The sequence below is a fragment of the Spirosoma flavus genome (assembly GCF_054778555.1).
On the sequence record NZ_BAAGZL010000001.1, the window covers coordinates 1,825,000 to 1,839,298 of the forward strand.

The 14,299-nt window shown below is 48.2% G+C and carries 12 protein-coding genes; 9 read left to right on the forward strand and 3 right to left on the reverse strand.

Annotated features, from left to right (window positions below):
* Positions 1-4: 4 nt before the first annotated feature.
* Complete coding sequence (locus ACYVF1_RS07105) at positions 5-1,363, reverse strand: SGNH/GDSL hydrolase family protein (RefSeq protein WP_461077006.1); 1,359 nt, start codon at positions 1,361-1,363, stop codon at positions 5-7.
* 187 nt (positions 1,364-1,550) lie between these two features.
* On the opposite strand from ACYVF1_RS07105, the gene lysM reads away from it, so the two are divergent.
* The 9 genes from lysM to ACYVF1_RS07150 all read left to right on the forward strand — a co-directional run bounded on the left by lysM (position 1,551) and on the right by ACYVF1_RS07150 (position 11,718).
* Entirely contained in the window at positions 1,551-2,015 is a 465-nt protein-coding gene (gene lysM, locus ACYVF1_RS07110; protein ID WP_461077008.1) for a peptidoglycan-binding protein LysM, read from the forward strand.
* Between the two features lie 180 nt (positions 2,016-2,195).
* On the forward strand, positions 2,196-3,107 hold the full coding sequence (locus ACYVF1_RS07115) for a DUF937 domain-containing protein (protein ID WP_461077010.1): 912 nt from the start codon (positions 2,196-2,198) through the stop codon (positions 3,105-3,107).
* A 189-nt stretch (positions 3,108-3,296) separates the two neighbouring features.
* Positions 3,297-4,181 (forward strand): S1 family peptidase, encoded by an 885-nt coding sequence (locus ACYVF1_RS07120; protein WP_461077012.1) that lies wholly within the window; start codon positions 3,297-3,299, stop codon positions 4,179-4,181.
* Between the two features lie 73 nt (positions 4,182-4,254).
* Positions 4,255-5,340 carry a M20 family metallo-hydrolase gene (locus ACYVF1_RS07125; RefSeq protein WP_461077014.1) on the forward strand — a complete coding sequence of 362 codons (1,086 nt, stop codon included), beginning with the start codon at positions 4,255-4,257 and terminating at the stop codon, positions 5,338-5,340.
* Positions 5,341-5,401: 61 nt separating this feature from the next.
* Positions 5,402-6,751 carry an alpha-L-fucosidase gene (locus ACYVF1_RS07130; RefSeq protein ID WP_461077016.1) on the forward strand — a complete coding sequence of 450 codons (1,350 nt, stop codon included), beginning with the start codon at positions 5,402-5,404 and terminating at the stop codon, positions 6,749-6,751.
* Between the two features lie 79 nt (positions 6,752-6,830).
* A complete protein-coding gene (locus ACYVF1_RS07135) occupies positions 6,831-7,814 on the forward strand; it encodes a type I phosphomannose isomerase catalytic subunit (protein WP_461077018.1) in 984 nt (327 codons plus the stop codon).
* A gap of 24 nt (positions 7,815-7,838) precedes the next feature.
* Positions 7,839-8,165 carry an L-rhamnose mutarotase gene (locus ACYVF1_RS07140; RefSeq protein ID WP_461077020.1) on the forward strand — a complete coding sequence of 109 codons (327 nt, stop codon included), beginning with the start codon at positions 7,839-7,841 and terminating at the stop codon, positions 8,163-8,165.
* A gap of 147 nt (positions 8,166-8,312) precedes the next feature.
* The gene (locus ACYVF1_RS07145; protein WP_461077022.1) at positions 8,313-10,673 is read left to right on the forward strand and encodes a TonB-dependent receptor; all 2,361 of its coding nucleotides are present in this window, start codon (positions 8,313-8,315) and stop codon (positions 10,671-10,673) included.
* Position 10,674: 1 nt separating this feature from the next.
* Positions 10,675-11,718, forward strand: coding sequence for a DUF4249 domain-containing protein (locus ACYVF1_RS07150; protein WP_461077024.1), 1,044 nt, complete (start codon positions 10,675-10,677; stop codon positions 11,716-11,718).
* A gap of 8 nt (positions 11,719-11,726) precedes the next feature.
* Here the strand turns inward: ACYVF1_RS07150 and ACYVF1_RS07155 are convergent, their stop codons facing one another.
* Both ACYVF1_RS07155 and ACYVF1_RS07160 read right to left on the reverse strand, forming a co-directional pair.
* A complete protein-coding gene (locus ACYVF1_RS07155) occupies positions 11,727-12,935 on the reverse strand; it encodes a lytic transglycosylase domain-containing protein (protein ID WP_461077026.1) in 1,209 nt (402 codons plus the stop codon).
* An 88-nt stretch (positions 12,936-13,023) separates the two neighbouring features.
* A complete protein-coding gene (locus ACYVF1_RS07160) occupies positions 13,024-14,262 on the reverse strand; it encodes a lytic transglycosylase domain-containing protein (protein ID WP_461077028.1) in 1,239 nt (412 codons plus the stop codon).
* Between the last annotated feature and the right edge of the window lie 37 nt (positions 14,263-14,299).

Genomic DNA, 14,299 nt, shown 5'->3' on the forward strand with positions numbered 1-14,299 from the left:
TACGTTATTGTTGCAGGAGTACCCGACGGTAGCTGGCTGGGTTTAGTTCAGGAATTGTAGCACTGTATTTTGAATTTATTGCTTTGATGATTTCGTTGGCCATCAGCGCATAACCGGCTGGCGTCAGGTGAATGCCATCAAGACTGAAAACACCCCCCTGAATGAACGAAGATGTGTAGGTAATTCCGTTTTTTACCAATCCGTTTCCGGTAGCAACCTGTGCCAGAATCGTGTTTGGATCAACATACGCCAAACCCTTCGAATCGGCCTGCGACTTCATCGTTTGATTGAATTGAGAAGTAGCCGTGTTCAATTGAGCAACCTCATCAGCATCCAGAACGTATTGAGTTGGCAACGGATTGGTGGTGCTCAGGCCGTATGGTCCATTTTTCGTGCCTACATTTGTACCCCCAATATTTGCGTATTCGGCAGTATTCGCCAGCATGAGCAAATCCCCGGTCTGGGTAAGTCGAACGCCCTTCGAAGTCTGAATTACCAGTCCGGTTATGGGCGTGGTGGGCTTCAGTAACACATTAAGTTGTAACACAACCAACGGAACGGCCAACGTAGCAAAATAGGGCGTATTGGTGATGTTCGGAATTCCAATGACAACTCCTTTACGACCACCTTCTGTGAGTTTATTCAGCATGGTCGTAAAGTTATTGGTGAACACTGTTTGGCTCGTTAACGGCACCGCACCGCCCGTAAGGGCAAAGGTGAGCGCGTCGTTGTTACCCAGCCAGCACGAGAAAAACGTAGCCCCGGTCAGGTTACTGCTTACGTAATCAAAATACGTAGTAGTCTGGTCTGCAACGAATCGTTCAAAGTAAGGATTGCCGGCGGCCGAGCCATATCCAACCGTTAGTATGTCCGCCATTTTGATATTTGGCACGCCCAAATTTTGGTTTGCATCCGTAAACTTGGTGTAGAGTGGACTGCCTGTCGACGTAGTGCTGCGTACGGCTCCGGGCGCAACTTGTCCAATCGACGTTAGAAGCGATATGGGATTAGCCGGATCAGGAACGCGTATAAGTTTCAGATAACCAGAACCAGCCGCCTGAGCTTCGGTAAACAAAGGCTGAACAAAATTGCCTCCGCCTACAGTCTTGAATTGCCCGGCCAGCAAATTCGGGTATGAATTTAATTGACTATCCCGGTAAAGACCACCATCGGCGTAACCGGATGTGAGTGAGTTGCCTACTGCTACGTACTTCGTGAAATCAGCACTGCCCTTGGTGGGCGTACCGGCACTTGTTGCATTAGGGTCGATGTCATTATTCTGGCAGGCGCTCAGACATACCACCGCCATCAGGGTTAACCGCCAATAAAGTGGTTTAGAACGTAGCATGAGGATCATATTCATTTATAAAAAGTAATACAGCAATAACGTAAAAATCCCCTTCTTTCGTGAAACCAATTGGACCACGTTACGTCCTAGGTTCACTTCCTCCTGAACAATCCAAACGTTCAGGTGTTGTTAAGTTTCAATGGGTTGGCGTAATTGCCAGTCATTTACTACATATTTTATAAAACCATAACCAATTAATCCAATGGGTCTTTTATCATTTTTTAAAGGTGTAGGCGAAAAAATCTTCAATCACGATGCACCGGCAGCCCCGGCAGAAGCAGAAAAAGTTGAACCCGTTCGGGCGCAGGCACTGCTCGATCACGTGAAGAAATTAGGTCTTTCGTATAATAGTCTGACCGTTAAAACGAAAGGCGATACCGTTACACTGACCGGATCGGTGAAGACGCAGGAAGATGCTGAGAAAATCGCGCTGGCGGTCGGTAACGTAGAAGGCGTATCGGCGGTAGATAACCAGCTGGAGGTAGATGAGCCCCAACCAGAAGGTAAATTTTACACCGTAAAATCGGGTGATTCGCTGTCGAAAATCGCTAAGGAAGTGTACGGCGATCCAATGAAATACGGCATCATTTTCGAGGCCAATAAGCCGATGCTAAGCGACCCTGACAAAATCTATCCTGATCAGGTGTTGCGGATTCCACAATTGTAGGAGTTGTAAGGTTATAAAGTTGTAGGGTTGTAAAGTTGGCTGACGCGAAATCAATGTTTGCGTTAGCCAACTTTACAACCCTACAACTTTATAACCTTACAACTCTATAACTATACAACCACCTCCCCGAACATTCACGACGCTAGGCAGTTTATTTGAGCGCAACTCAACGATAAACTTATGGCCGTTCATTTAATAGCCTATCTAAAAGATCAGTTCTCTCCTGCCGTCGTTGATAAACTTGGCAGTATTCTGAACGAATCACCAGCCGATACCCTAAAGGCAATTAATGGGGTACTGCCAACTTTACTCGGCGGCATTACCCGACGTGTTCAGATGACGGGCGGGGCCTCTTCCACTGTAAGCTTTCTGGATAAAGGCGATTACGGAAATATACCCCTGGATATCAGCCAGACGCTAAACAATCAACCGCCTTTTTCAGAGACAGTTTCTGCCAGCCGGGATTTTCTGAACCATATTTTCGACGATAAATTAACGGGTGTTACGGAACTCATCAGTACGTATAGCGGGGTTAAACCGCAATCGGTACTGAGTATTCTTGGGCTGGCGGGCTCCATCCTGATGGGTGTACTTGGGCGCCATGAGCAGGAGAACGGGTTAACGAGCAGCGGCTTGAAGACGCTTCTGATTGGCCAGGCAACCGAATTTCGCAAATCGTTACCCAACGGATTGGGCGGTATAAGCAGCTTACTCGGCTTCGATGAACTCGTTACGCCAACCGGGCCACAAACTGAAGTACAGGGAACGGATAATCTTGGTGGCGACGTTCTTGATCTCAACATCCCGAAAAGTCCCGAAGGTGACCGACGACAGGAGAATGTACGCTGGTTGCGCTGGGCGATGATTGCTATGGCCATACTGGTGATTGCACTCTTGATTCAGAAGTGCGGCCAGAATCAAAACGGCGTCGATGGTATCAGTACGGATTCGACGGCTCGGGTTGAATCGAATCAAATGGAAGATACATCGGCCACCACCAAACAGAGCGTTGAGGAGGCTAACGGACAAGCGTCTGACTCAACTGCACCGGGTCCGCTCGGCATTCGCGATTCGACGAAAGTAAAACCTTAGATAAGTGAAGTAGTAAGGTTATAGGGTTATAAAGTTGAACGAATGGGCCTGCGTCAATTCCGGTACAGAAGCATAACGTAACAACTTTATAACCCTATAACTTTACAACCTTACAACTCTATTAGAGGATTGGTTAACTTGCGCAGTTGCTACTCAACTGTGGGTAGTTTATTCATTTGCTAGCCAATTATGTTTGTTGACGCCATCGAACGCGTTGATTCGTTTACCCGCCCGCTGCATTCTATTATTCGATTTTATGGCCATAACGATATAGTGCCCGGCACGGCTACACTATTTTTTGTGAACCAGCAGGCATGCGCTATTACCTGCAAACACGTAGCCGAACTGATCGCCCAAAGCGACTCCATTTACTATAACTACCGCGAATTTCAAGGAGCCAGACGCGACGCGCTACGTGATAAAAACGCAAACCATCTGATCAGTAAACTGGAAGTAAAGTATAAACTTGACATTAATACCATCATCCGGATACGTAACAATTTTGTTGGTTGTGTCGATCAATTTCAGCGATTGAATATTGATTTACACCCAACAGAGGATTTGGCTCTGCTACGTTTCGAGGGTTATAATCGATTGTTATACAGTTCTCATGCTACGTTCCTTGGCGATACAAGTCGTATCAAACCCGGTCGTACTCTCTGCCGGCTGGGGTACCCCTTTCCCGAGTTTACAAATTTTCGGTATAATCCATCTGTCGACGATATTGAATGGACGACTGTCGGGCGACTGGTTTCGCCGAGTTTCCCGATTGATGGAATTGTAACCAGGCTCACAGCTGGTAAAAACGCTATTGTTGGTATTGAAATGAGTACCCCCGGCCTGCGTGGTCAAAGTGGCGGGCCTCTATTCGATACAAATGGAGTGATTTACGGCATGCAGTCAGCAACCAACCATTTGCATCTTGGCTTCGATATTGAAAACCACGAAGTGTTGGTAAATGGTCGGCGAAGTCGCGTATCGAATTACCCGTTTTTGAATGTAGGGCGATGCGTGCACGTCGACGTAATCAAGGCTTTTTTGCGGGAGAAAAACGTAAAATTTGACGAAGTATAGCCGGTCGCCAACAAAACCAGACATGCGTAAATTGTAAGGCAGGCTGTATCTTTGAGCGACCAACGTTTAGTTTATGAACCAACCGACCGCGTCAAATGCGTCGCAAACGGCCCTCTCGGCTGATGCGCTTGCCCTGCTGAAACAACTGATTGCTACCCCATCTTTCAGCCGGGAAGAAGAGAAAACGGCCTCGTTAGTCGAAGCGTTTTTTGTCGAAAAAAAGATTTCTTTCGAGCGGCTGAAAAACAACGTTTGGGCACAAAATCTCCATTTCGATGCTGCCAAACCAACCCTGCTCCTCAACTCGCACCACGATACCGTTAAGCCTAATAAATCGTGGACGCTTGACCCTTTTGAGCCGCTAGAGCAGGACGGAAAACTATTTGGGCTCGGCAGCAACGATGCGGGCGGTTGTCTGGTGTCGCTACTGGCTGCGTTTACCTATTTCTATGAACGTAGCGATCTGGCTTACAACATCGTAATGGCGGCAACGGCCGAAGAAGAAATATCGGGTCGGGATGGGCTGGAACTCGTTTTGCCCCTGTTGCCGCCCATCAGTTTTGCTATCGTTGGCGAACCTACGGAAATGCAGCTCGCCATTGCCGAAAAAGGCCTGCTCGTGCTCGACTGTACGGCACACGGCGTAAGTGGTCATGCGGCACGTAACGAAGGCGAAAACGCAATTTATAAAGCTATTCAGGATATTAACTGGCTCAGTACGTATCAGTTTCCCAACGTATCGCCGACACTTGGTCCTGTAAAAATGTCGGTGACTATCATCAATGCGGGCAGCCAGCACAACGTAGTACCCGATACGTGTACGTTCACGGTTGATGTACGCGCCACGGAGCAGTATACACTGGAAGAACTCATTTCTGTTATTCAGGCAAATATTCAGTCGGAAGTGAAACCACGTTCAATCCGGCTCAAACCGTCAAGTATTCCCATCGATCATCCTATTGTTCAGGCCGGTATTGCATTAGGTCGCCACACCTACGGTTCGCCTACTACGTCTGATCAAGCCCTGCTGAATTGCCCTTCGCTGAAATGTGGTCCCGGTCATTCAGGGCGATCGCATTCCGCTAACGAGTTTCTGTACCTGAGAGAAATCGAAGAAGGGGTAACGGGTTATATTCAGATGCTCGAGCAAATTCTCTAACTTTTTTTGACGTAGTTTTAAGCCCCAAAAGCGTCTCAAACTCTTACCTTCATTGCTTTGTATGCGTTATTGCTTTCTCACTATCAGTATATTACTTCTGAACGTAGTGATTTGCTACGCCCAGTCCAAGCCCACACCCCGTCAGCTAACCTGGCAGCAATATGAAACAACCGCGTTTCTGCATTTTACCGTCAATACGTTTACTGACAAGGAATGGGGCGATGGCACCGAAAGCCCATCGATTTTCAACCCAACAAAATTAGACACTCGTCAATGGATAAAGGCCCTCAAAGATGCGGGCTTTAAAATGGCGATTATTACGGCCAAACACCACGATGGTTTCTGTCTATGGCCGTCGAAAATGACGGAGCATTCGGTTAAAAATAGCCCGTGGAAAAATGGCAAAGGCGACGTAGTAAAAGAAGTGGCCGATGCCTGCCGCGAATTTGGTTTGAAGTTTGGCGTTTATCTATCTCCCTGGGATCGGCACGAACCTCGTTATGGCACAGCCTCGTATAACGACTTCTACAAAAGCCAGTTACGGGAGCTTCTGACAAACTACGGCCCCATTTCGGAGGTTTGGTTCGACGGAGCAAAAGGCGAAAATGCCAAAGACATGGTCTACGATTTTGCCGGTTATTGGGCACTGGTTCGCCAATTACAGCCTAACGCTGTCATGTTTTCCGACGCGGGGCCTGATGTTCGCTGGGTAGGTAATGAGGCCGGAAACGCGGGCGAAACCTGCTGGTCGACCATTAATACGGAAGGCATGGCACCGGGTGTGGCCGATTCAAAATACCTCAATCGGGGCGATGCAGCCGGAAAACAGTGGGTACCCGCCGAAACAGACGTATCGATACGCCCAGGTTGGTTTTATCATCCGGCCGAAGATGCCAAAGTCCGTTCAGCAAAAAATCTGGTAAATCTGTATTATCAGTCGGTTGGACGTAACAGTTTATTATTGCTCAACGTACCACCCAATCGCGAGGGGCTTTTTTCGGAACCCGACATTAAAAGTCTGCAAGAGTTTCGGAGCATTCTGAACGAAACGTTCAAAACCAATTTAGTTGGCAAACAGCCAAAACTGACTGACAAACAGCTAAATACGTTCGTGACCTTGACTGCTAATCAACCAATTACGATTGACTTAAATGGTGAACAGTCATTTGATCGGATTTCGATACAGGAAAACATTGCCAACGGGCAACGGGTAGCCAGCGGTCGGGTTGAGTACTGGGATGGCGCTGAGTGGAAACCGATTCAAAGTTTTACAACCGTTGGCTACAAGCGACTGTTACGTTTCCCCGCCGTTAAATCGACACGACTTCGGTTATTCATTACCAACGCCAATGGCCCTGTTCAGCTAGCCGAAATTGGCGCTTACAAAGCATCTGCGCGTGAATCCGAATGATCATCGATAATAAACAATGTAGCTTGGTAACCTATTACTAGCATATACATTTTACATCATCATTTCCCATTGTTCGTTTATGAAGCTGTATCCGCTGACGTTTGAGACCATTTTTAAGGATAAAATCTGGGGTGGTCAGAAAATTAAAACCATTCTTGAGAAAGATTTCTCACCGTTGCCAAACTGTGGGGAAACCTGGGAAGTCTCTGACGTAGAGGGCAACGTATCTATTGTGAAAGAAGGCGGTTTACAGGGCAAATCGCTACGTGAACTGGTTGAAGAATACAAAGGTGAATTGGTTGGCCAGCACGTGTATGAGCAGTTTGGCAATCGGTTTCCACTGCTGGTCAAATTCATCGACGCCAACGACGACCTATCGATTCAGGTTCACCCGAACGATGAACTGGCGAAGAAACGCCAAAGTGGTTTCGGCAAAACCGAAATGTGGTACATCATGCAGGCCGACGAAGGAGCTAAACTGAACTCAGGTTTTAACCGGGAAGTTACCAAAGACGAATACGTAACAGCCGTTGCCGACAACACAATTCAGGATTTGCTGAACATCGAAACCGCTAAGCCGGGCGACGTATTTTTTCTACCGGCCGGCCGGGTTCATTACATTGGTAAAGGCTTGTTGCTGGCCGAGATTCAGCAAACGTCCGATACTACGTACCGAATTTATGATTTTGACCGGGTTGACGCCACTACGGGTCAGAAACGTGAACTGCATACGGAATTGGCGGTGGATGCAATTGATTATCACCACTATGACCATTATAAAACGCAGTACGATAAAAAACGGAACGAGAGTGTTAACGCTGTTAGGTCCGATTATTTCGTAACGAACGTACTGAATTTTGATCAGGAAGTAGCGCACGACTACTCGCACATCGATTCGTTTGTCATTCTGATCTGCGTAGCGGGTGGGCTGACCGTCGAAACGGCGGGCGGCTATAACGTATCGCTCAAGATGGGGCAGTGTGTGCTTATTCCAGCCTCAGTTAATAACGTAACGCTCGTTCCCGACGGCGACATGACGGTACTTGAAACGTATGTGCCTTAATCCTGGTTCTAAATTCTGCTTCAGATGCGCTATTGCTTTGCTCTCGATTTGAAAGACGACCCAACGATAATCGCTGAATATGAACAGCACCACCAACGTATCTGGCCCGAAATTGAAGCTACTATCCGGGATGCGGGTATTACGGAAATGGAAATTTACCGCATCGGAAGCCGGCTGTTTATGATTATGGAAACGGACGCTACGTTCTCATTTGAAGCTAAATTGGCTGCTGATGCCGCAAATCCAGTCGTGCAAAAATGGGAAGCGCTGATGTGGACGTATCAACAGGCTTTACCGATGGCAAAACCGGGCGAAAAATGGGTGTTGATGAAGCAGATATTTCAATTGTGATTCTTTTACGGTTTCGAGTTGCTTAGTACCTCCGCGGCTTAAAACAAGAATGAATAACATCTCATTAAAAAACGCCCCATGTAACAGTCGGGCGTTTTGTTTTTTGTAACTTCCGGACTTTTTATTGACTTTTCTCAACGCAACCTTATGGGACTTCGGCATCTGCTGCTTTCCTGTTTATGCTTCCTTCTTTTTCTACCAACTACGTTGGCTCAGCAGCGGCTTCCGTTATCGCTTGTTATTCGCGATGCCACTACGAAAAAACCGATTCCCAGTGCCAGCGTGTATATCGCCGAGACTAAGGCCGGTGCCAGCGCAGATAGCGTCGGCGTTGTTTCTATTCAGCAACCACCAGGCGTCTTAACGCTATACGTATCGGCGGTGGGATACATCCGGGGGCGAGAAACCGTTTTGCTCAATGGCCCAAAACGAGTTGAATACTATTTACAACCCCGTGCTACTGATCTGGATGAAGTAGATGTTCGGGCCACCCGCGAAGACCGGAACATGAAAACCGTGCAGATGGGTCAAATTCAATTGAGTATGCCCGAACTCAAACGGATGCCGGTTGTGCTTGGCGAACCCGATATTTTGAAAGCCCTTACCCTTCAGGCAGGCGTCACGACAGCAGGCGAAGGAGCGGGTGGTTTCAACGTTCGGGGTGGGCGGTCTGACCAGAATCTGGTACTGCTCGATGGGGCTCCGCTTTTCAATACGTCGCATTTACTGGGTTTTTACTCCAATGTCAACGCCGATTTAGTGCAGGATGTAAGCCTGAATAAAGGCGCTTATTCGGCTCAATATGGCGGGCGCGTATCGTCGTTGTTACTGATGAGTACACGAAACGGTAATAAAGATGAATGGCGAGCCTCGGTAGGGCTGAGTCCGGTGAGTGTGCGGGCGGTTGCCGATGGACCGATTGCGAAGAATCTGTCGTTGCTGGCTGGCGGCCGAATCGCTTTTCCGAATTATCTTTTGCAGGCATTCCCAACAAAAAGTGTCAATCAGAGTAAAGCCTTTTTCTACGACGGCAACATAAAACTAACTTACACGCCAAACGAACGTAACACCATTTCCCTTTCCGGTTATCGCAGTCAGGATTCATTTCAATTTCCGGGTGATACCCTTTATGGCTGGGCGACGAACGTAGTAACGGGACGCTGGAGTTACCTGATACGTCCGAATCTGCAATTGAATCTAACCGGTCTCTACAGTGGCTACCACCTTAATGTAGATGGCGTTCGACCTACGCTGACGTTCCGGTTTTCGTCGTTCATTGAGCAGCGCGAGGGCAAAGCCGACGTGTTTTATACCCTCAATAAAAAATACCGAATTCAGGCGGGTTTGAATGCCATAACGTATCGTATTCAGACGGGAGACGTTCAGCCCACGGGCCAAAACTCGAGCATTAATTCAAGGGCAATTGCTCCGGAAAATGGCCGTGAACTTGGTACGTATGTGAACACGGAGTGGGAAATAACCCCCAATGTTACGTTGCTGGCAGGGGTTCGTTTTTCTGGATTTACGTTTCTGGGACCACAGACGGTTTACAACTATGCCGAGAACGTACCGATTTCGCCCGAAACAGTTACCGATTCAGTACGTTACGGCAACCGACAGGCTATACGGACGTATGCTGGTCTCGAACCCCGATTGGCACTACGTGTACAATTGGCCAAAAACAGCGCCATTAAAGCCAGCCTCGGTCGGACGCGCCAGTATCTGAATCTGATTTCGAATACCACCGCCATTACTCCACTTGATTTCTGGAAACTGAGCGACCGCTACGTTCCGCCCCAAATTGCCGATCAGGTTTCGCTGGGATTGTTCCAGAATTTTCGCGAGAATATGTATGAGTTCAGTATCGAAACGTATTACAAACACCTTCAGAATCAGATTGAATACCGATACGGTGCCGAATTAATTCTGAATCCGAAGCTGGAAACGGTGCTGTTGCAGGCTACCGGTCGCGCATACGGCGTCGAATTCGGGGTCAGCAAAAATAAAGGACGGCTTACCGGTCAGTTCAATTATACCTACGCCCGGTCGCTGATTGCGGTGCAAACGCCTTTTGATGAACTACGTATCAACGACGGCCGCTATTACCCGGCCTATATTGATCGGCCCCATACGCTGAATATTCAGGCGCGTTGGTCGTTGTCGCACAACTGGACGTTCACCACCAACTTTGTGTATTATACCGGTGTACCTGCTACGTATCCCGATGGTCGTTACACCTACAATAACGAGCCCGTTCAGGATTATTCACAACGTAACGCCGACCGAATCCCGGATTATCACCGGCTCGACGTAGCATTTTCGAAAGATACCCGGTATGTAAAATCGCAGAAGCAGTACGGCATCTGGACGATAGGAATTTATAATCTGTACGCCCACAAGAATCCTTATTCCGTTTATTTCACTCGCTTTAACCAGCGAATAGAATCGTACCGGCTTTCGGTGTTTGGAACGCTGATTCCATCGATTGCCTACACGCGCTATTTTTAATATGATTCGGCTCATCGTTATACTGTTACTTATCAGCTACCTTGCCATTTCCTGCATCGACAGGGTCGAATTGCCCATACGGACTGAAGCACCCCGGCTGGTTGTTGAAGGGCAGATTACGAATGAAGCTCCACCATACTCAGTGCGACTGACGTATACAGGTAATTTTGGGGGCGAAAATGGTCAGAATCCAGCTGATCAATACGTATCGGGGGCTCAGGTTACGTTAGCCGACGACCAGGGGCGTTCGACGCGGATGCTGTCAAGAGGGCAGGGGATCTATCTGACGTCAGATACTACGTTCCGGGGGCAGATAGGTCGGACGTATAGCTTATCCATTGTGCTCAGTGATGGCAAACGGTACGTTAGCAAACCCGAAAAAATGCCCGCCGTACCTGTTATTGATAGTATCTCGAAGGCAATTGTTCCCAAAGAGAACTTCCCGGCACCGTATTATTATGAGTACAGCGTGAATACACTAGACCCTGCGAATGAAAAAAATTATTACCGCTGGACAGGGTATGCTATAATCAATCGTTTATCGAAAGGAAAACCGTGCAATCTAGGAAGCCCATCTATTTGTTTTGACCGGTGTTGGGTAACGGTTCCCAGTACTGATGTCAACATCTACAGCGATGACGCCATTAATGGTAAGCCGCTGCGTAATCGCCTTGTCATTCAAGCTCCTATCTACGCAATTGGGCCTCAGTTAGTTGAAATAGTGCAATACGGAATCACACAATCAAACTATCAATTCTGGAAACTTTACCAGCAGCAGAATGCCAGGACGGGCAGCATTTTCGACCCGCTTCCTGCGCCAGTAACGGGTAATGTTGTCAATGCCGGCAACTCAGCCGATTTGGCACGAGGGTATTTTGCCGCTACGTCGATCACCCGCAAACGGCTCCGGGTGCAGGATTACACATCCCGATATTTTGGGGCCTTGAACTCATACATTTTCAGTCAGACGGCGCTGTATTATCAGGGAGATTGTCGCGATGTGTATGGGCAAGTGCCTGTTGTGGAGCCCGAAGGATGGCAATAAGGCTGTAACTACAATTTCCACTGCACAATCCAGCCGGTTTTAATCACTTTTGGGCGGGGAATGCCCGCTAACCCTGTAGCTGGATTCATAGCGATTAATGAAAGCGGAATAGTTGTTTTTGTCTCCGAAGAAACAGCTTTGGTGGCCCGTAGAAACAGGTTATTCTGTGTGTCTACATCGTCAACGGTGGCATAGAGAATATCGCCTGGTTTCAATTCAAATTCATCTATCTGAAGGGGTTCAGTCAGGACGAACGTCCAGCTCTGGCCGATTTTCGGTAATCCCGCCCGAACTAGTTTGGCAACCGCGTCGCTCGGAAAAACCAGTGGAGTTGCCGGTCTGTTTTTGAGTATCCCAACCAGTACACTGTCCATAATAATAGCCTCACTTCGACCCGGTGCCTTTGGTTCCTCAAGCGACTCAACTGGCGTGCCAACCAATTCGGGTTCTTCGTCCTGGAGCCATCCCATTCGGCGAGCCTGTGCACGTTCCCGCTCATAAGCCTCTCCCGACGCGAGCATTAGCCCAACAGAGCCGAGGCCATACGACGGATTTGTGAATAACTCCTTCATAGCCAGAATGCGATAAAGGTAGTAACCCGTTTCAGCATTCATCGTCATGGCGTAGTAATCCCGATTTCCCGTTTTTGAGATTTTACGCTGCACCATACCTACACCGCCGTTATAAGCGGCAGCTACTAACGTCCACGAACCCAGTTTGCGGTACAAAAATTTTAGGTATTTGCAGGCGGCTTCCGTCGATTTAATCAGGTCGGTACGTTCGTCGTTGCCGGGCGCGATAGAAAGCCCCATATCCTGCGCGGTATCGTCCATAAATTGCCAGTATCCAATGGCACCTGCCGACGATACGGCATCTGCTTTCCAGGCACTTTCGATAAGCGGCAGGTATTTGAAGTCGTTTGGAATATTATGCCGACGTAGCGCCGGTTCAATAATTGCAAAGAAAGGCGCCGAACGGTTTTTTAAACTATTGACGTGCCGAACGTAGCCCGAACTACTCGCCAGTGCTAAGGCAAGTTTTGCTGATACGTCGCTCTGTTCAATTGGTACAATTTCACCGCAAAAATGCAGGCGCTGGGGAGTTAGACTAACTGGTTTGGGTGCAATTAAACCCGATTGATGTTTCTGTTTTCCTATTGGATGTAGCGTTTTTTTCTGCGCTGATGCAGACGTAGCAACCGCTAAAAGGCTCAGCATCAATAGAAAAACGTGTTTACAATAGATTCCCAAAATAAGCATTTGTTGTTGAACCTATACAAAACGTATCAGCCTGTCATTTAGTTTGCTACAGTGCTTTCCAGGTTAGAATCCAGCCCGCCTTTATTTGTTCAATATCAGGGGTTTTGATGCCAATACGTCCCGTCGACGCATCGACAGCCGAAAGTGCCAGCGAGTAGGTATGTTTCTCAGAAGTTGAGTAGATTTTATCCGCCCGCAGATAAATTTTGTCGGTTTTTGGATCGACATCTTCCACAACAGCGTAAAGTACATCACCTTCTTCCACTTCACGCCCGTCGGCCATGCCACTACGTGTCAGGTGAAAAACCCACACCTGACCACGGGCCACGCCTGCCGATTCGACCAGTCGAGCCTTGATGCCGCCCCGAAACACATCGGCCGCATTGGGTAGGGGTATATCGCTGGTCTGATTTCCTGTTGCCGAACGGACGGTTGCCGGAATGGGCGTATTGACTGCCTTTTTGGTTGCTTCTTCTACAACTAGTTCGGGTAGAATCACTTCATCCATGTCTTGCTCATCACCCGACAAAACAGGTTCTTGCAGATAGGCCATCATTCGCTCCGGGATGAGGTGCTGATACGAGCGAGAATTCGAAAATAACTCTTTGAACGCCAGAATCCGATAAAGGTATTTCCCGGTTTCGGCATTCAGGCGCAGGTAGTAATAATCGCGTTGCTGCTGACGACGGATATTCGCGAGTAGCGCGCCAATTCCGTTATTGTAGGCTGCGGCTGCCAGCGTCCACGAACCGAGTCGATTGTGCAAGTACCGTAAATATCGACAGGCCGCGTGCGTTGATTTGATCAGGTTTCGGCGTTCATCCACGCCATTTCGGATAGTCAGACCCAGTTCGCGGGCGGTGGCTGGCATAAATTGCCAGTACCCTACAGCGCCTTTAACCGAGACAGCAGAACCTGTCAAAGCGCTTTCGACCAAAGGCAGGTATTTGAAATCCGAAGGAATATCATAATAAGACAGAATGGGTTCGATAACCGGAAAAAAAACAGCCGAACGCTGTCGGATACGTAGTAAAGCCTGATTATGAGCCGTGTTACGTAGCAGCGCCGTCACAAGCTGGCGAGCAACCGCTTCTTCATGCAAAGGAACCGACTCGCCACAGAAATACACTGGAGGGAGCATTCGGGTTAGCCCTGGATCAAATGTTACGTTGACTGAACTGGTAAATACCGACTGGTTGGTCGGTGCATCCGTTGGATGCATACGGGTAAACGTACTAACTACCATCAATCCAGCCGCTAACGCGAATGAAGTGTGGAAATTCATTAAATTAAGAATGGGTTAGATATACTCTTTAGACTCT